This window comes from Halomonas qinghailakensis (assembly GCF_025820815.1).
GTDB classification, from domain to species: Bacteria; Pseudomonadota; Gammaproteobacteria; order Pseudomonadales; family Halomonadaceae; genus Vreelandella; species Vreelandella qaidamensis.
On record NZ_CP096973.1, the window covers coordinates 3551158 to 3567462 of the forward strand.

The following is a 16305-nucleotide window of genomic DNA, read 5'->3' on the forward strand; positions in this document are numbered from 1 at the left end:
TTAATCGTCTGAACTAAGCGTCGCTTGATAAGCGTCTGCGTCTAACAAGCCGTCAAGGGCTGTGTCTGCCAAGCGCACTTTCATGATCCAGCCGCCTTCATAAGGGGCTTCGTTAACGGTCTCAGGTGAATCTTCAAGCGCTTCGTTAACTTCGATAACTTCGCCGTTTACTGGCGAGTATAAGTCAGAGGCTGCTTTAACCGATTCAATGACGCCAAACTCAACACCCTTATTGAGTTCTTGGCCGACTTCTGGCAACTCAACAAAAACAACGTCGCCCAGTGCTTCTTGGGCATGATCAGTAATGCCGATTGTGACGGTACCATCTTGATGGTCGAGTACCCATTCGTGGCTTTCGGCATAACGAAGATTAGCAGGAAGATTGCTCATGATGATTCCCTTTATGAAACAGTTGTCTGGACAGGAGCATACTAACGTCTGTCGTTCGCCTTGGCGACTATTGGCCTGCTCTGAATAAGGCGATTGGTGTCCTATATTAACGTGTTTCCAATCGGAAACAAATTTCTTAAACACCCCATAGTGGTAAATTCATTACGTTGCGTTGCCAGTTGCTTTGTGACTGTCGCAAGTTGTAAAAACAGATGCTTTCTCTGCCAAGTTGCGACATTACGATGGATGCGCACTAGGAAAATGGTGTAAAACATGCAGATCATGCGTTTTTTCAAAGCGCGAGACGCGCTATGGTGGGAACGTTTGATGATACAGCGACATTGAATGAAGGCAGCCTGACTGCCCGACACCCATAATAAATCAGCTAATGAACAGGGTAAGGAGAATTGAGTGGAAACTTTAACTAGCCTCTTGGGGGCGATTAACGGCGTCGTTTGGGGACCGTTAATGTTGATCTTGTTGCTAGGTGTGGGGATATACCTACAGATTGGCTTGAAACTAATGCCGATTAGAAAGCTCGGTGTAGGTTTCAAGCTAATGTGGCAAGGTCGAGACCCGAAACCTGGCACCGCTGATGCTGATAAAACAACAACTAGCAAAGCAGACAGTGACGGTGAAATTTCGCCTTTTGATGCGCTAATGACGGCGCTTTCTGCAACGATTGGTACCGGTAATATTGCTGGCGTGGCAACCGCTATTGCGCTGGGTGGCCCCGGTGCAGTGTTCTGGATGTGGATCACTGCGTTAGTTGGCATGGCCACTAAGTTTGCCGAAGCCGTTTTGGCAGTGCGTTACCGTGAAACCGACAGCACCGGTTACCACGTGGGTGGCCCGATGTTCTACATCAAAAATGGCTTGGGCAAAAAGTGGCTATGGCTAGGTGGTTTATTCTCATTTTTTGGGGCAATCGCTGCCTTTGGTATCGGTAATACCGTACAGTCTAACTCGGTGGCAGATGCCATGGACTCCACCTTTGGGGTGCCACACTGGCTAACCGGCGTCATTATCATGGTGCTAGCGGGTGCTGTCATTCTGGGTGGCATTAAGCGCATTGCAAAAGTAGCCGGTAAGCTAGTGCCAATTATGGGTATTGCTTACGTGATTGCTGGGCTATTAGTACTGATCGTTAACGCAAGCCAAATTGGCGAAGCGTTTGGTTTGATTTTCTATTACGCCTTTAATCCGATGGCAGCAGCGGGTGGTTTTGCTGGCGCGGCAGTAATGGCAGCTATTCGGTTTGGTGTGGCACGCGGTATTTTCTCGAACGAAGCAGGTTTAGGTAGCGCGCCAATTGCACACGCAGCAGCGCAAACCAAAAACCCCGTTCGCCAAGGTCTTATCGCCATGCTGGGTACCTTTATCGATACCATCATCGTTTGTACCATTACGGCATTGGTTATTTTGACCTCCACAGTGTGGATTGATGGTGAGGCGGGCGCATCGCTAACCGCTCTTTCGTTTGATGCTGCATTGCCCGGTTTTGGAAATCAGATTGTTGCAGTGGCCTTGGCGGTGTTTGCGTTTACCACTATCCTTGGTTGGTCTTTTTATGGTGAGAAGTGCTTTCAGTTCCTGTTCGGCACACGTTCGATTATGCTGTATCGCGTGCTGTTCGTTTTGGCAATTCCGCTGGGCGCTATCGCGCAGCTTGGTTTTATTTGGCTGATGGCCGATACCTTCAACGCTATGATGGCCATTCCGAACTTAATCGCGTTGGCGCTACTTTCACCGGTAGTATTCAAACTGACGCGTGATTACTTTGCTGGTAAAGAAGTGCTGCCAGGCGAAGCACTTGATCATGATAAGTAAGCCCTGTTCAATGTAATCGGGGTCAGTAAGTTGTAATAGAGCCGGGAAGCCAGTCATGGCTTCCCGTTTCTCTTTCTCGACCAAGGAAATCCCATGACCAACCTTAAGCAGACGCCCCTCCATGAATTGCATCTTTCGCTAGGGGCCAAAATGGTACCTTTCGCGGGTTATGACATGCCGGTGCAATATCCATTAGGTGTCAAAAAAGAGCATGAACACACGCGCAAGCAATGTGGGCTGTTTGATGTTTCTCATATGGGTCAAATAATTGTTTCTGGCGACAAGGTAGCCGAGGCGCTTGAGTCACTGATTCCAGCAGATCTTGTGGGATTAAATAAAGGTGAGCAGCGCTATGGTCTACTAACTAGCACTGAGGGCGGAATAATTGATGACCTCATGGCCGTCAATGCTGGTGATCACTTTTATCTGGTCGTTAATGCGGCCTGCAAAGAGCAGGATATCGCTCATTTGCGCACCAATCTTGGCTCCACACATCACATCGAAGTGGTAGACCGTGGCTTACTGGCCTTGCAGGGCCCGCAAGCACGAGAGGTGATGCAGCGCTTGTGTCCAGCCGCCTGTGATTTAACGTTTATGCAGCATGGGCGTTTCACGATAGCTGGTCAGGAAGTGTGGGTCAGTCGCAGCGGTTATACCGGGGAAGACGGCTTTGAGATATCAGTTGCTGCTGATGCCTGTCAGGCATTCGCCGAGCAGTTATTGGCAGCGCCGGAAGTAGAAGCCATTGGCTTGGGAGCACGGGATTCGCTTCGGTTAGAGGCAGGGCTGTGTTTATACGGGCACGATATGGATATGACGACAACGCCTGTGGAAGCTGGACTTATCTGGGCAATTGGTAAGCCGCGGCGTCATGGTGGTCAGCGTCCAGCAGGTTTCCCGGGGGCGGATCTTATTCTGCACCAAGTAGAGGCCAAAGATCATACGCGTAAGCGGGTAGGATTGTTAGCAGAAGGGCGTGCGCCCGTAAGAGAAGGAGCTCCGTTAGTGGATGCCGAGGGCAACCAAATTGGTGAAGTCACCTCGGGTGGTTTTGGGCCAAGTGTTGGTAAGCCGATTGCTATGGGCTATGTGGGTCGTGAATGGGAAGTGCCAGGAACAACGGTTTATGCGGTAGTACGTGGTAAACAGTTGCCTATGACGGTGGCGGCAACGCCGTTTGTTAAGCCCAATTACTATCGCGGGTAATGTAAAAAATCGATAATACGAAAAGCCCCACACCAGGGGCTTTTTTGTAGTTTAAGGTTTTTTGCTTGAGGTTTTTTGCGCAATGGCTGTTTCAATAGCAATCTTAAAACTGTCTCAACACTTGGTTCAACAGCTATCTCAATATCTATCTCAACAGCTATTTCAACACCTGTCGTGGGTCAATCGGTTTGCCGCCTTGGCGTAAGTCGAAAAGAAGGTCATAACGCTGGCTAGCGCTGCTTTGGCCGACATCGCATAGAGCGTCTCCGGTGCTTACTTGTTGGCCGACGCTGACCAGGATCCGTTCGCATAGCGCATACACCGTTTGTAAGTTGTCTGCGTGATGCACAATGACCACGTCACCCAGTTGGCGCATACCATCTGCAAAGCGTACTTCGCCTGGCGCCACTGCTTGGGCTTTCGCACCCGCCTGAGTAGCGAGCAACATGGGTTGTAGCGTGCCACGGCTATCGGCTCCAAAGCGCCGCACAATACGGTAATCTTCCAGCGGCCAAGGCCAACGGCGTGCAGAAGCCGGTAAGCTAGCGCTAGGGGCAGGCGCTGGCTGGCTAGTTTGGTTACTGCTTGCTGTGGAACGGTTGGTAGTTCCGCTGCCGCTTAAGGGCACACTGACAATTTGCCCTACTCTAAGGGCGGTTGGAGATGTACCTGGATTGGCACTCTGTATGCGCCCAGAGGTAGTGCCAAAGTGGCGGGCGATACTTGAGTATGTGTCGCCGGGACGAATTTGGTATCGATATGGCCCGCCAGAGGGGGCACGCTCTTGCTGGGTAGGTATTAATAGACGTTGTCCAACGTTTAAGCGTTGCGCATTTGTTCCAGGGTTGAAGCGTTCAAGACGCTCCAGTGGAACGTTTGCTCGGTTCGCAAGTTTCCCCAACGTATCACCACGCTGTACCTCTATCCATTCGCCGTTTATTTGGCCGACGGTACTGCTTGGCATGGGGTTATTTTGGCTGTTCGAAGAAGGCGAGCCAGCACACCCGACTAATACTGTAGCCAGTAAACAGACCGCGAGCCAATGGGCTAGTCGTGGTTGGTTTGCTTTGCTAGTAAGGCGTCTTTTTCCTGCCAGAGTGAGTTGATCCATGCGTGGAAACGTTCCTTGTGCTGCTGTTCTTCATGATAGTTGGCTTCGTTCATCCACTGGGGAATAGCGAGTTGCCTTGCGTTAAGTGTAATGCCAGCTTCTTTTCCGCATAGAAAACCCCAAAAGGTGGGTGTTGGATTTTCATAGCTGATGGTTACATCCAAAATGCCATCTAGTTTGTCGCCAAGCAGGCTGAGTACCTGTGACACACCGCCTGCTTTAGGCCTGAGCAAATGCTGAAAAGGACTTTGCTGCTTTTCCCGTTTTTCTACGGTAAATCGTGTTCCCTCAACAAAATTAAATATAGCAATTGGTGAATTTCTAGCTTGCCTACAAACGCGCTCGGTGGATTCACGATCGATGGTGGCAAGTTTTGGATTCTTGGCTATTTGCTCGCGACTGAAGCGTCGCATAAAAGGGAATTCTAACGCCCAAAATGCCAGTCCGACGATAGGAATCCAGATTAATTGATGTTTTAAAAAAAACCTAGGCATGGGAATACGACGATGCAGTGCCATAAAAAGGATAAATATATCTGTCCAGCTACGATGATTAGAAATAACCAGCCACCATTGATGTGGGCTGAGTGATTCGGGAATCGTGATGCTGACGTGAGGTTTTATCCAGCGGCGCATCCACCATAGGTTTGCACCGATCCAATTGAGTGCCACGCTGCATAACCCTTTAAGCACCCACTGTTTTTGGTGCCGCCCAGGAATAATAACTTTTAATAGCGTTAATAAAATGAGCGGCACGCCCCAAAATAGCGTCGTTAGCGTCAGCAATAATAAGCTGACGACTCCTTTGACAGTAGACATACCCCATTTCCTTTTACAAATGATGACAGCAGTGACGCAATGCTAGTTATCGTGGCTCGATATACGCAACCCGATACGTAACCTAGCGTAAATGCTAAAGGATCTCGCTCATGCTGCCCAGCACATTACGAAACCTTTGCATTGGCAGCAGTATTAGGACAGAGATCAGGACGCGAGCACAGGTGTATTAATGTTTTCGATAAGCACCTTACGCAGGGCCTGTGCAGCAACCGATAGCTCGTGATGTGTCAGAATTCCAACCCGACAGGCAATGCTCGGTGAGGTTAGGGGCACACAGCGAGCGCCGAGTTGGTGCATTTGCTGAAAACACATAGAAGGCACCGCACTTGCACCTAAACCATCTGCCACCATTCTACCAACGGTCGACAGCTGATGGCTTTCAAAAGCAACCGGTAATTCAATGTGCTGTTTGGCAAGCTCTTGTTCTAACAATCGCCGTACCATTGAGGGGCGCTGCAAGGTAATAAAATCTTGTTGCAACAAGGTCGCCCAACTGAGCTTGCTAGCCTTAGCCAAAACGGAATGCGGTGGGACCACTGCAATAAACTGATCTTCAAAAAGTGGCGTAAACGTTAGGCTGTTGTCTCCTTCAGGCGAAAAGGCAATACCGATTTCCACTTGGCGTGAGCGCACCATGTCGATGACTTCTTCATTGATAACATCATGAACAGTAATATTAATCTTAGGGTATTGCCGCCGGAAGGTTACTAGCGCGCTTGGCAGTAAATTGCACGCAAAAGAAGGCATGGCTGCTACGCTTAAACGACCAAGCTGGAGTGTAAAGCGCTGGCGTAATCGCTCTTCGGTATTGTCCCACTGGGCGAGCAGGTGCTTTGCCAGGGGGAGAAGTGACTCGCCTTCGGGAGTGAGCCGAACACTACGGGTACTGCGTATTAACAGTTTCCCCCCGAGGGAGTCCTCAAGCCCTTTGATGGCTAAGCTAAGCGCTGGTTGAGATAGGTGCAGGCGTTCACAGGCTTGGGTGAAGCTCAGGGTTTGCGCTACCGCAAGAAAAGCTCGAAGTTGCTTGACGGTCATACTGACCCTTTTATAAGTTATTTATATAAATTGATAAGAAAAACAAACTTAACAAATATATCATCTAGTACAACACTGGCTACACAGATCCAACCGCATCATAACGACGCGTGCAACGTACCACCGATAACAATGCGAGGCATAACAATGGCAGGATTTGATAAGCGTGTATCTTCCTATGAGGAAGCAATGGAAGGAATCGAAAGCGGCATGACCGTCATTGCTGGCGGTTTCGGCCTCTGTGGCATTCCTGAAAACTTGATTGCTGAGATTAAACGTCGGGCTGTCACCGATCTAACGGTTGTCTCCAATAATTGCGGCGTTGATGGTTTTGGCCTTGGTGTGCTGCTTGAAGATCGTCAGATTCGTAAAATTCTCGCTTCTTATGTCGGCGAGAACGCTATGTTTGAACAGCAAATGCTGAATGATGAAATTGAAGTTGTGCTTACCCCTCAAGGTACGTTAGCCGAGAAAATGCGCGCTGGTGGTGCCGGTATACCCGCCTTTTACACTGCCACTGGTTACGGCACGCCTATTGGTGAAGGTAAAGAGGTGCGTGAATTTAACGGCCGGCACTATATTCTAGAAGAAGCCATTACCGGTGACTTTGCGATTGTTAAAGGCTGGAAAGCAGATCGGTACGGCAACGTCATGTATCGGCATACGGCCCAGAACTTTAATCCCATGGCAGCCACCGCGGGAAAAATAACGGTTGTAGAAGTTGAGGAAATTGTTGAGCCAGGCGAATTGGAGCCGAGTCAGATCCATACTCCCGGTATTTATGTGGATCGCATTATCCAAGGCTCCTTCGAGAAGCGAATCGAGAAACGTACGGTGCGTAGCTGATCGCTCTTTGGTTTAGACACTTTCACTCATTAAGAGGTATACACCATGGCTTTAACACGTGAGCAAATGGCACAACGCGTCGCACGTGAACTTGAAGATGGCTTTTACGTCAATTTAGGTATCGGTATTCCCACGTTGGTTGCTAACTACGTGCCTGACGGCATTGATGTCATGCTGCAGTCTGAAAATGGTCTGTTGGGAATGGGGCGTTTCCCCACCGAGGAAGAAGTAGATGCAGATATGATCAACGCTGGTAAGCAAACGGTCACTGCTCGTCCAGGTGCTGCTATTTTTTCTTCTGCAGAATCATTTGCCATGATTCGTGGTGGTCATGTTGATTTGACCGTATTGGGTGCTTTTGAGGTAGATCAAGAAGGCAACATTGCATCATGGATGGTGCCTGGCAAGCTCATCAAAGGGATGGGGGGTGCCATGGACTTAGTTGCTGGCGCAGAAAATATTATTTGCACCATGACACATGCCTCGAAGCATGGTGAGTCCAAGCTACTTGAGAAGTGCACGCTTCCTTTAACGGGAGCAGGCTGCATCAATCGAGTGTTGACCGATCTCGCTTACCTGGAAATTAAAGACGGTGCTTTTATCCTTAAAGAACGCGCACCAGGTGTCAGTGTCGAAGAAATTGTTGAAAAAACAGCGGGTAAACTGATTGTGCCTGATCATGTACCTGAAATGACGTTCGACGCTGAATAATCTTTAGCCGTATAAATCCTGCTAGGCGTGAGCTAATCAGCTCACGCCATTTCACAGCGAGTGTGGAAGGGGAGTAGGATTTCTGCAATACGTTCATGGTCATCGCCAACATGCTTTTGTACAAGTGCTAAACCGCCTAAACAAAGGCGATGCTCGTCTCCTAAGCTAAAAACAGTTTTTTGCGGCATCGCAGGATAAAACCGATGTTCAAGGAGTGGTGAAACGGAAAACACGCCATTTTGTTGGCCTTCAAAGCTCGGCATGCCGCAAGCCTCAAGTTGGTTATGCAGCGTATCTAAAGATTCGCCAATGGTTGAGCAGTCAAAGCCTGCATGATGCAGTCTGGGACCCATAATCGCCAGCCAAGCAGCAAGGGGATGTGCTTGTTGCAGCTGTTGATAAAGTGCCCAAGAGGGCATTGGCCATGGACGACCTCGGCATAACAGATTTTGTCCTTTGCAGTCGGCAGGGTGGCTTTGCAGGATAAGTTGCGTCAGTGCTTCACGCGGTGCTTTTGAAAGAGTACCAAGCTGTAACTCTGCTAATACCAGCCAGCTGCTATTGTCGTTGGGTGACAGCAAGTGCACTAACAGACCTTTGTCGGCCATAGCGTAATGGCCTACTGAGCGATAACCCATGTGGGCAAGGTTGGTATTGAGTTCGCTGGCTGCAAAAGGCCCGTAGTTTAAGGTGACCAAGGTTAAATATTCAGCTGACGTACTTAGTGGCCACAATCTAAGCCCACCGAGATCTGGATGCGTGTGGACATAATCTAGCCAAAGCTGTTGAACAAACTCCTTTTGCTGCATTGGGGTACCCTCGCCGCCTAATCGAACGTCACATGAGCCGTTATATGAACTGTCATATAATCTGTGCTACTTCAGTATAGGCAAGCGAAGATTTCGGTGTTCAACGGGTATAAACGCCAGTTTTAACGTCTGAGTTAAGAGGCCAGAAGCTGTTGTTGACGCACAAAATGGTCGAATTCGGTAAATCCGCCTATGTGCTGTTGGTCGACAAATATTTGGGGAACGGTATGAATAGGTTTGCCAGCCGTTTTTGCAATATCCTCTTTGGTAACGCCTTCTGAGGGCATATCAACGTAACGATACCCCTCTATCTTTCCATTGCTTTCTAAATATTCAGCAAGACGCTTTGCACGAACGCAGAAAGGGCATGACATACGGCCAAAAATTACCACAAACATCGCATAAACTCCTTTAGGATGATGGTCTATGAAAGATTGATTACCCATTGTGGCTTAGCCTGCTGTATTTGGCTAATAGTGCCACGCTACATGGGCTATTAAGCCGCGTTATGGGCGGCTGTTACATAATCGGACAAACATTATGCGAACTTTAGCTCCTCACGACTATGAACGCTTAGCCGATTTAGCGGTGCATTATCGAGATATACACTTACGTTCAATGAAGCAGAAGCATCATTTTAATCCCCGCCTCGGTGTTGATGCCTTGTGTTTCCAGTTCTTAGAAGCGCCCTTTAAGGAGCAGCAAGAGTCGTTGCTGGTAGGTGCGTTAATTACGCCATGTGCAATGTGGTTAGTGGCCTTGCCAGGTGCTATTCAGCAGGGGCCACTAACCACTACGCTGCGTCTAAAACTTCCTTCTGGTGTCTATTCGCTCACACTGGAGCAACTGCCTGAAGGCAATGCTCTCTATAAACGCATTGTCCTTGAAGATTTAACGGATCTTGACAGTATGCAGGAAGCGGCGCGGTTGGCTCAGCGTATGATGGGGCAATTAATGGTACCTCCCGACGCTTCTCCAGAGGTTGAATAGGCAGAAACGTCAGCCACTATCTACACTGTCTGTTCTTATAGGATGACAACTTACATTATCACTTTGAATAATCTCAACAAAAGGAACGTTTATGTCTTCTGAAAAAGCTGTTACCCCCCGTGTTGCAGTGGTCACTGGCACCAGCAGCGGTATCGGTGAAGCGGTGGTGAAGCATTTTTGTGAACAGGGTTTTCAAGTGTTAGCAGTAGACTTTAATCCTGCTGGAAAAGAAGTAGCGGATGCGGCTGGCGCAGCGTTTTATCAAGGGGATTTAACCGACCCCGATGCGTGTCGTGGAGCCATTGCTGATGCGGTTAAGCGCTTCGGTGGCGTCGATATTTTGGTAAATAATGCGGGTATTCAACACGTCGCTTCTATTGAAACGTTCCCTGAAGAGAAGTGGCGTCAAATTATCGATCTAATGCTAACGGCGCCTTTTTTGCTTACCCAGGCCGCCTGGCCCCATATGCGTAAAAAAGGCTGGGGGCGCGTGATTAATATTGCGTCTGTTCATGCGCAAGTGGCTTCACCAGGTAAAGCCGCTTATATCAGCGCCAAGCATGGCATGATAGGGCTGACCAAAACCGCTGCATTGGAAGGTGGCGAGCAGGGGATTACCGCTAATACTATTTGTCCCGCCTATGTGAAAACACCGTTGGTAGATAACCAGATTGCTGACCAAGCCAAGCTTCATGGCATGGATGAGCAAGAAGTCATTGAAAAAATTATGCTGAAAAACGCCGCGGTTAAGCGCCTGATTGAACCTTCCGAGGTTGCTCAGTTAGTCGCCTATTTGGCATCCGACGCAGCAGGAGCTGTAACAGGCTCCAGTTGGAACATTGATCTAGGATGGACCGCCCAATAACATCAAGTTGAAGTCCACTCTTTGCGGCGTTGTTGCGCAAAGAGTGGAGAATTATCGGCGTACCGGGCGCTTCTGTAATTTACGTTGTAATGTTCGCCGATGCATACCAAGTGCCCTAGCCGTAGCTGAAATATTGCCATCATGCTCTTGCAGCACCTTCTGAATATGCTCCCAGGTAATACGGTTGATAGAGGGAGGGTTGTCGGCTAATTCAATATTTGGGTCGCCCCCCTGGTGCTCAAAGGCAGCAATAACATCGTCAGCATCTGCTGGCTTACATAGGTAGTTAACAGCACCAAGTTTGATTGCTTCTACTGCCGTGGCAATACTTGAATATCCTGTTAACACAACAATACGGCAGTTCGGCGCACTTGCCAGCATATCCGGTAGCAACTTAAGGCCAGAGCTGTGCTCAAGTTTTAGATCAAGTGTTGCCATTGTTGGCATAAATTGCGCTACAAGTGCCATTGCTTGTTCAGCATCGTGAGCAACGTTGACCTCAAAACCACGGCGTATAAGTGCTCTGCTCAACACGTGACAAAACATTTCATCATCGTCGACGATTAAAAGGCGTTGGTCTTGCGTCTGCATGATGTCCTCGTTTTTCTTACGAATGCTTGCCACGGTTACTTGTCAGGGGCGGAACAAAGAGGCAGCGTTACTTCTGTTAACGTACCGCCTTCAGGATGATTGTACAGGCTTACTCCACCACCGAAACGATTAATGGTGGCATGGGTTAAAAACAGGCCAATTCCCATGCCTTTGCTTTTAGTGGAAATAAATGTGTCGCCTAGCTGATCAGCAATCGACATCGCGATTCCGGGCCCATGGTCGCGTATATCAATGACAACACTTTCATCTTGCCAATCCAAGCGAATAGCTATTTGCTCTGGGTTGGCGTCGGCAGCGTTATTCAGCAAATTGGTTAGCGCTTGATCTAATGTGGCATCTACGGCTATCCAGGGCCGGCCACGTTTTTCGGCAACTTCAAAAAAGTGGCTAACATCAGGCCTAATAACCAGCCAGCGTTGCACCACAGTGGCTAGCCATACTTCAGCGTCTAGTACTTCTGGTTCTGCCATGCGCCGACGGTCAGCTGTTGTAACAAGGTGCTGTAAACGTGATTTGCACACATCTACTTGCTGACGAAGTATGGCTATATCTTGTTGCAAAGTAGAGCCATCGGGCGCGTCCTGGTGCATTTCATTGAGCAGCACGGCCATGGTTGAAAGCGGCGTGCCAAGCTCATGGGCCGTGCCAGCGGCCTGAGTGGCAACCGCCAGCACTTGTTCATTGCGCAGCGCAGCCTCTCTGGTTCGAGATAGAGCTTTGTCTCGATTACGCAGGGCGTGTGCCATTTTATAGATAAAAAATGTGACCAAGCCGGCGGACAGGCCGAAATTAAGCCACATCCCCAATACGTGAAGGCTTAATGGGCCGTCGCTATTAATGTGCCCTAGCTGTGGTATTGGGTGGTAAAAGAACATCAAATAGGTATAACCCGCCATTGCGCAAGCGGCAATGATCCAAGCGTAGCGCCATGGGAGGGTTGCTGCGGCAATAGTGACAGGCACTAAATAGTAAGTAATAAAGGGATTTGTTGACCCACCTGAAAAATAAAATAGCAGCGTTAAGCCAGCAATATCCGCCAATAAGTGGGCAAGATATTCGAAATGATTAACCGCTTTGGGTCTACCTAACCGCCACCAAGTGGCGATATTGAGTATGCCCATGGCTATCACGACGCTGACAACTGCAGTTACGGGCAAATCGAAAGTGAGTAGTTCAATGCCAACAATAATGGCCAGTAAAAAGCCGGTCCAGGTAATGCCTCGTACGATTGTTAGTCTAACGAGGTTGCGGTTCGGCGTCGAAAGTGGAAGAGGAAGGGCGGTAGGCATAGCGTTGCTATTTGCTCGATGTTTTCACGTTGTGAATAACAAATTTAATAAATAATGTCATAACAAACGTCAGCCATCCCGCAGAGGCGAGTAAGTTGAACAACAGTATTTTAGGAGGAAGCCAAGCGCTGCCTAGTATGGCTTCTAGCATAATATGGAAAAACATGGCGAGCAGGAGTGGCAACGCCAGCGTGTGAATCCACATGTCAGTACGGCGTTTACGCACATGATAACGTTTTAATAAATAACGCATCGGACGATGTGCCCAGCCGAATAAGACCAGTGCACCCACAACGAAGATAACTGCCAGCGTCGGTTCGGTACTCCCAAAATGCATCGAAAAAGATATCGACCAGGCAAGACCTAGCCATAGTAAACCCTCGATGCTGGCGATAATGTCCGCATAGCGACGCACATTCTGCATAACAAACTTAATCCTTGATCTTACAAAGTGCCGCCATGATACGACACTTGGGAACGGCTGTGGGATGGATAGGGGAGATTTATCCCTTACCGGTATTGGGTATACTGTTCTAACCCTTTTACTTAATTCATTTCTGCACAGGACTTGCCGTGGACGCTATTACGTTGACTCGCCCCGATGATTGGCATCTTCATTTACGTGATGATGAGGCGCTAAGCGCTGTGGTAGGTCATACCGCCGCCCAAATGGGGCGTGCGATTATAATGCCTAATCTAAAGCCGCCGGTAACGACTACCGCTCAAGCACTAGCGTATCGTCAGAGAATTTTAGCAGCGTTGCCTGAAGGGAGTGCTTTTGAGCCATTGATGACGCTCTATTTAACAGACACAACGCCCCCTGAAGAAATTGAGCGCGCTGCTGAAAGTGGTGTCGTAAAAGCCGTAAAGCTCTATCCTGCCGGTGCTACTACTAACTCTGCATCGGGTGTCACTGACATTGCGCACTGCGATGACACTATTGCAATGCTAGCAAAAGTTGGTATGCCCTTGTTGGTGCATGGTGAAGTGACCGATCATGCAATTGATATTTTTGATCGCGAGGCGGTGTTTATTGAGCAGATCATGAAACCGCTTTTGGCTCGTCATCCTAGCCTAAACGTGGTATTTGAGCACATTACCACCCAGCAAGCCGCCGAGTTTGTCGCCGCTGCACCTGATAACATTGCCGCTACGATTACGGCTCATCACCTGTTGTTTAACCGCAACAAAATACTGGCGGGTGGTATTCGTCCGCATTATTACTGCCTACCTATTTTGAAGCGTGAACAGCATCGTCAAGCACTATTAAAAGCGGCGACCAGTGGTAGCCCCAAATTCTTTTTGGGCACCGATAGTGCTCCTCATGCTCAGGGCGATAAGGAATCGAGTTGTGGCTGCGCAGGCGCGTATACAGCTCCAGCTGCCATTGAGCTGTATGCAGCAGCCTTTGAAGAAATGGATGCTTTGGACAAGTTAGAAGCGTTTGCCAGCCTAAACGGACCGCGTTTTTATGGATTACCAACTAATGCCGATAGCGTGACGTTGGAGCGTCGTTCCTGGAGTCTGCCAGCACATTATCCCTATACGGCTGGTCAGCATATTATCCCGTTAATGGCAGGTGAGAGCTTGGCATGGAAGCTGAAAGCGTAGCTCGAACATCTGAACAGTAGTGTAGCTGAACAAAAAACGGAGCTGATGGGCTCCGTTTTTTTAGTAGAAATTTATAAATGCTGTTTATGAATGCTGTTTTAAAAAGCTATTCATTAAGGCGTGTTTCTTGAGGTCTATTGCTTGCCAAGGTCGATGAGCATCTGGTCTACCATGCGTGATGAGTGATCAGCGGCTACGTCCAAAAATTGCTCGAATGATAGGTGGTTATCACCACTGCCGGGAATGTCGGAAAGTGCGCGAATGACTACAAACGGACAGTTATAAAGATGGCACGTTTGTGCAATAGCGGCGCCTTCCATTTCGACGGCTAGCATGGTTGGAAACTGTGCACGGGTAGTAGCGACACGATCGGGGTCGGCCATGAAGGCATCGCCTGTGGCGATGAGCCCCTCACGTACATTGACTTCACCTAATGCGGCAATGGCGTTGCGGGCGATATCACGAAGTTGCTTGTCTGCTTGGTAGGCTGCAGGCATCCCTGGAACCTGGCCAAGCTCGTAGCCAAAGACCACCGCATCTACGTCATGGTGGCGTACTTCATCCGAGATGATGACATCACCAATAGTGAGGTCGGTCGCAAAGCCGCCTGCGGAGCCGGTATTAATGATTGCATCTGGCTGGTGCCGCTCAAGTAGAATCGCAGTGCCTACCGCCGCGTTGACCTTGCCTATCCCCGACTGCAGCACAATGATTTCCAAGCCATGACGCGTACCTGTATAAAAAACAAAGCCAGCGTGCTCGTAGCGTTGAGCGTCTTCTAACTGACCAGCTAGTTGCTTCACTTCCTGCGCCATAGCGCCAATAATTCCAATGCGTCGCACGCGTCAATACTCCTTAAGAAAGCGTTATTTACAGTAGCGTTAAGAAGAGACTACTGGCCTTGGCTTTGATCGTGACGTTCAGCAGCCTCTAGAGTGTTCTCAAGCAGCGTCGCCACTGTCATTGGGCCCACCCCTCCAGGCACTGGGGTAATAAAGCTGGCGCGCTCTGCTGCGGCGTTAAAATCAACATCACCGATGAGGGTGCCATCTTCTTGGCGGTTAATGCCGACATCAATCACGATAGCACCGGGTTTGATCCATTCGCCCTTAACAATACCAGGCTTGCCGACTGCCACCACAACTAGGTCTGCACGGCGAACATGGGTCTCAAGCTGCTGAGTAAAGCGATGGCATACCGTCGTTGTGCAGCCTGCTAGCATCAGTTCCAAAGCCATAGGTCGGCCGACAATGTTAGAAGCGCCTACAACAGTGGCGTCTAAGCCTCGAACAGCGATGCCGCTGTGGGCCAGCATGGTCATAATGCCTTTGGGCGTACAAGGCCTTAGTGATGGCATGCGTTGAGCTAGTCGCCCAATGTTGTAGGGGTGAAAGCCATCAACGTCCTTATCAGGTCGAATTCGCTCAAGAATGGGGCGAGAGTCTAAGTGCTCTGGCAAAGGCAGCTGAACAAGAATGCCGTCGACTGTTGCATCGTCGTTTAACTGATCGACCAGCGCTTCTAGTTCGTGCTGCTGCGTATCGGCTGATAGTGCATGCTGAAAGGAGAGGATGCCCGCCTGCTCACAGGCGCGGTGTTTGTTACTGACATAGACATGAGAAGCTGGGTCTTGCCCGACCACAACAACAGCTAGTCCAGGTGCCCGCTCGCCGGCCTTCTGGCGTGCGCTGATTTTCTCGGCAACTTGCTGGCGGACATTAGCGGCGATGGCTTTACCATCGATGAGTTGGGCGGTCATGTAATAGAATCCCTGTGAAGGTTAGGTGCGGAACAAAGTGACTACTGTTCTAAAATTGCTCGCCAGAGCGCAGGCGGTCACGGGCTTTCAAGAAGGGCTAATTTTCGCACGCTAGGGCGGTAAGGCAAAGCATCTAACGAATCATTCATTTTAGGTGTTGACTTTAAACTCAGAAATAGTAATATATGCCTCGCTTGAGACGGGACATGCAGCAGCGTCTAAGGTAAGAAATCGGGATGTAGCGCAGTCTGGTAGCGCGCCTGCTTTGGGAGCAGGATGTCGGGGGTTCGAATCCCTCCATCCCGACCACATACCTAGCGCGGAAGGTAGTAATTTGCTTTTCCAAACATTGGTTGTGGTCAAGTGCTCATCAGTATTCAGTCTCTTAGAATGCTTTAT

The 16305-nt window shown here is 49.3% G+C and carries 18 protein-coding genes and 1 tRNA gene; 8 read left to right on the forward strand and 11 right to left on the reverse strand.

Annotated elements, in window-relative coordinates; all coding sequences use genetic code 11:
• Nucleotides 1-390 carry a glycine cleavage system protein GcvH gene (gcvH, locus tag M0220_RS16160; RefSeq protein ID WP_030072864.1) on the reverse strand — a complete coding sequence of 130 codons (390 nt, stop codon included), beginning with the start codon at nt 388-390 and terminating at the stop codon, nt 1-3.
• A gap of 411 nt (nt 391-801) precedes the next feature.
• Here gcvH and M0220_RS16165 point away from each other — a divergent pair, with 411 nt between their 5' ends.
• Both M0220_RS16165 and gcvT read left to right on the forward strand, forming a co-directional pair.
• Entirely contained in the window at nt 802-2220 is a 1419-nt protein-coding gene (locus M0220_RS16165; RefSeq protein ID WP_264018223.1) for an alanine/glycine:cation symporter family protein, read from the forward strand.
• 93 nt (nt 2221-2313) lie between these two features.
• Nucleotides 2314-3426: a glycine cleavage system aminomethyltransferase GcvT gene (gene gcvT, locus M0220_RS16170; RefSeq protein WP_264018224.1), complete on the forward strand. Its 1113-nt coding sequence runs from the start codon at nt 2314-2316 to the stop codon at nt 3424-3426.
• A gap of 157 nt (nt 3427-3583) precedes the next feature.
• Here the strand turns inward: gcvT and M0220_RS16175 are convergent, their stop codons facing one another.
• The 3 genes from M0220_RS16175 to M0220_RS16185 all read right to left on the reverse strand — a co-directional run bounded on the left by M0220_RS16175 (nt 3584) and on the right by M0220_RS16185 (nt 6414).
• The gene (locus M0220_RS16175; RefSeq protein WP_264019240.1) at nt 3584-4390 is read right to left on the reverse strand and encodes a LysM peptidoglycan-binding domain-containing protein; all 807 of its coding nucleotides are present in this window, start codon (nt 4388-4390) and stop codon (nt 3584-3586) included.
• An 83-nt stretch (nt 4391-4473) separates the two neighbouring features.
• Nucleotides 4474-5355, reverse strand: a complete 882-nt coding sequence (locus M0220_RS16180) for an acyltransferase (RefSeq protein ID WP_030072872.1) — start codon at nt 5353-5355, stop codon at nt 4474-4476.
• Between the two features lie 165 nt (nt 5356-5520).
• A complete protein-coding gene (locus tag M0220_RS16185) occupies nt 5521-6414 on the reverse strand; it encodes a LysR family transcriptional regulator (protein WP_264018225.1) in 894 nt (297 codons plus the stop codon).
• 147 nt (nt 6415-6561) lie between these two features.
• Here M0220_RS16185 and M0220_RS16190 point away from each other — a divergent pair, with 147 nt between their 5' ends.
• Both M0220_RS16190 and M0220_RS16195 read left to right on the forward strand, forming a co-directional pair.
• Nucleotides 6562-7260, forward strand: a complete 699-nt coding sequence (locus M0220_RS16190; protein WP_009724478.1) for a CoA transferase subunit A — start codon at nt 6562-6564, stop codon at nt 7258-7260.
• A gap of 45 nt (nt 7261-7305) precedes the next feature.
• Nucleotides 7306-7971: a CoA transferase subunit B gene (locus tag M0220_RS16195; RefSeq protein WP_030072876.1), complete on the forward strand. Its 666-nt coding sequence runs from the start codon at nt 7306-7308 to the stop codon at nt 7969-7971.
• Between the two features lie 41 nt (nt 7972-8012).
• Here M0220_RS16195 and M0220_RS16200 read toward each other — a convergent pair whose 3' ends face one another.
• Nucleotides 8013-8780 carry a VOC family protein gene (locus M0220_RS16200; protein ID WP_030072878.1) on the reverse strand — a complete coding sequence of 256 codons (768 nt, stop codon included), beginning with the start codon at nt 8778-8780 and terminating at the stop codon, nt 8013-8015.
• 134 nt (nt 8781-8914) lie between these two features.
• Complete coding sequence (locus tag M0220_RS16205) at nt 8915-9178, reverse strand: GrxA family glutaredoxin (protein WP_030072880.1); 264 nt, start codon at nt 9176-9178, stop codon at nt 8915-8917.
• Between the two features lie 142 nt (nt 9179-9320).
• Here M0220_RS16205 and hybE point away from each other — a divergent pair, with 142 nt between their 5' ends.
• Both hybE and M0220_RS16215 read left to right on the forward strand, forming a co-directional pair.
• Nucleotides 9321-9770, forward strand: a complete 450-nt coding sequence (gene hybE / locus M0220_RS16210; protein ID WP_264018226.1) for a [NiFe]-hydrogenase assembly chaperone HybE — start codon at nt 9321-9323, stop codon at nt 9768-9770.
• Nucleotides 9771-9861: 91 nt separating this feature from the next.
• The gene (locus M0220_RS16215) at nt 9862-10635 is read left to right on the forward strand and encodes a 3-hydroxybutyrate dehydrogenase (RefSeq protein WP_264018227.1); all 774 of its coding nucleotides are present in this window, start codon (nt 9862-9864) and stop codon (nt 10633-10635) included.
• A gap of 51 nt (nt 10636-10686) precedes the next feature.
• Here M0220_RS16215 and M0220_RS16220 read toward each other — a convergent pair whose 3' ends face one another.
• From M0220_RS16220 to M0220_RS16230, 3 genes are read right to left on the reverse strand one after another with little or no spacing between them, the layout of a single operon-like run.
• Nucleotides 10687-11226, reverse strand: a complete 540-nt coding sequence (locus M0220_RS16220; protein ID WP_030072886.1) for a response regulator transcription factor — start codon at nt 11224-11226, stop codon at nt 10687-10689.
• 35 nt (nt 11227-11261) lie between these two features.
• Nucleotides 11262-12536, reverse strand: a complete 1275-nt coding sequence (locus tag M0220_RS16225) for an ATP-binding protein (protein WP_264018228.1) — start codon at nt 12534-12536, stop codon at nt 11262-11264.
• A 7-nt stretch (nt 12537-12543) separates the two neighbouring features.
• Nucleotides 12544-12960 carry a hypothetical protein gene (locus tag M0220_RS16230; RefSeq protein WP_030072890.1) on the reverse strand — a complete coding sequence of 139 codons (417 nt, stop codon included), beginning with the start codon at nt 12958-12960 and terminating at the stop codon, nt 12544-12546.
• 149 nt (nt 12961-13109) lie between these two features.
• Here M0220_RS16230 and pyrC point away from each other — a divergent pair, with 149 nt between their 5' ends.
• A complete protein-coding gene (gene pyrC / locus M0220_RS16235) occupies nt 13110-14147 on the forward strand; it encodes a dihydroorotase (RefSeq protein ID WP_264018229.1) in 1038 nt (345 codons plus the stop codon).
• A gap of 134 nt (nt 14148-14281) precedes the next feature.
• Here pyrC and mtnN read toward each other — a convergent pair whose 3' ends face one another.
• Both mtnN and folD read right to left on the reverse strand, forming a co-directional pair.
• Complete coding sequence (gene mtnN / locus M0220_RS16240; protein ID WP_264018230.1) at nt 14282-14989, reverse strand: 5'-methylthioadenosine/S-adenosylhomocysteine nucleosidase; 708 nt, start codon at nt 14987-14989, stop codon at nt 14282-14284.
• 50 nt (nt 14990-15039) lie between these two features.
• Nucleotides 15040-15906 (reverse strand): bifunctional methylenetetrahydrofolate dehydrogenase/methenyltetrahydrofolate cyclohydrolase FolD, encoded by an 867-nt coding sequence (gene folD / locus M0220_RS16245; protein ID WP_030072896.1) that lies wholly within the window; start codon nt 15904-15906, stop codon nt 15040-15042.
• A gap of 232 nt (nt 15907-16138) precedes the next feature.
• Between folD and M0220_RS16250 the strand changes: the two genes are divergently transcribed.
• Nucleotides 16139-16215, forward strand: a tRNA-Pro gene (locus tag M0220_RS16250).
• Nucleotides 16216-16305: the final 90 nt, after the last annotated feature.

Excerpts from the sequence above, each read along its gene's own strand:
- M0220_RS16220 (WP_030072886.1), bottom strand. The coding sequence starts at position 11,226 with ATGCAGACGCAAGACCAACGCCTTTTAATCGTCGACGATGATGAAATG.
- gcvH (WP_030072864.1), bottom strand. The coding sequence starts at position 390 with ATGAGCAATCTTCCTGCTAATCTTCGTTATGCCGAAAGCCACGAATGG.
- M0220_RS16200 (WP_030072878.1), bottom strand. The coding sequence starts at position 8,780 with ATGCAGCAAAAGGAGTTTGTTCAACAGCTTTGGCTAGATTATGTCCAC.
- M0220_RS16215 (WP_264018227.1), top strand. The coding sequence starts at position 9,862 with ATGTCTTCTGAAAAAGCTGTTACCCCCCGTGTTGCAGTGGTCACTGGC.
- hybE (WP_264018226.1), top strand. The coding sequence starts at position 9,321 with ATGCGAACTTTAGCTCCTCACGACTATGAACGCTTAGCCGATTTAGCG.
- M0220_RS16180 (WP_030072872.1), bottom strand. The coding sequence starts at position 5,355 with ATGTCTACTGTCAAAGGAGTCGTCAGCTTATTATTGCTGACGCTAACG.
- gcvT (WP_264018224.1), top strand. The coding sequence starts at position 2,314 with ATGACCAACCTTAAGCAGACGCCCCTCCATGAATTGCATCTTTCGCTA.
- M0220_RS16175 (WP_264019240.1), bottom strand. The coding sequence starts at position 4,390 with ATGCCAAGCAGTACCGTCGGCCAAATAAACGGCGAATGGATAGAGGTA.
- M0220_RS16190 (WP_009724478.1), top strand. The coding sequence starts at position 6,562 with ATGGCAGGATTTGATAAGCGTGTATCTTCCTATGAGGAAGCAATGGAA.
- M0220_RS16230 (WP_030072890.1), bottom strand. The coding sequence starts at position 12,960 with ATGCAGAATGTGCGTCGCTATGCGGACATTATCGCCAGCATCGAGGGT.
- M0220_RS16205 (WP_030072880.1), bottom strand. The coding sequence starts at position 9,178 with ATGTTTGTGGTAATTTTTGGCCGTATGTCATGCCCTTTCTGCGTTCGT.
- M0220_RS16225 (WP_264018228.1), bottom strand. The coding sequence starts at position 12,536 with ATGCCTACCGCCCTTCCTCTTCCACTTTCGACGCCGAACCGCAACCTC.
- folD (WP_030072896.1), bottom strand. The coding sequence starts at position 15,906 with ATGACCGCCCAACTCATCGATGGTAAAGCCATCGCCGCTAATGTCCGC.
- M0220_RS16195 (WP_030072876.1), top strand. The coding sequence starts at position 7,306 with ATGGCTTTAACACGTGAGCAAATGGCACAACGCGTCGCACGTGAACTT.
- M0220_RS16185 (WP_264018225.1), bottom strand. The coding sequence starts at position 6,414 with ATGACCGTCAAGCAACTTCGAGCTTTTCTTGCGGTAGCGCAAACCCTG.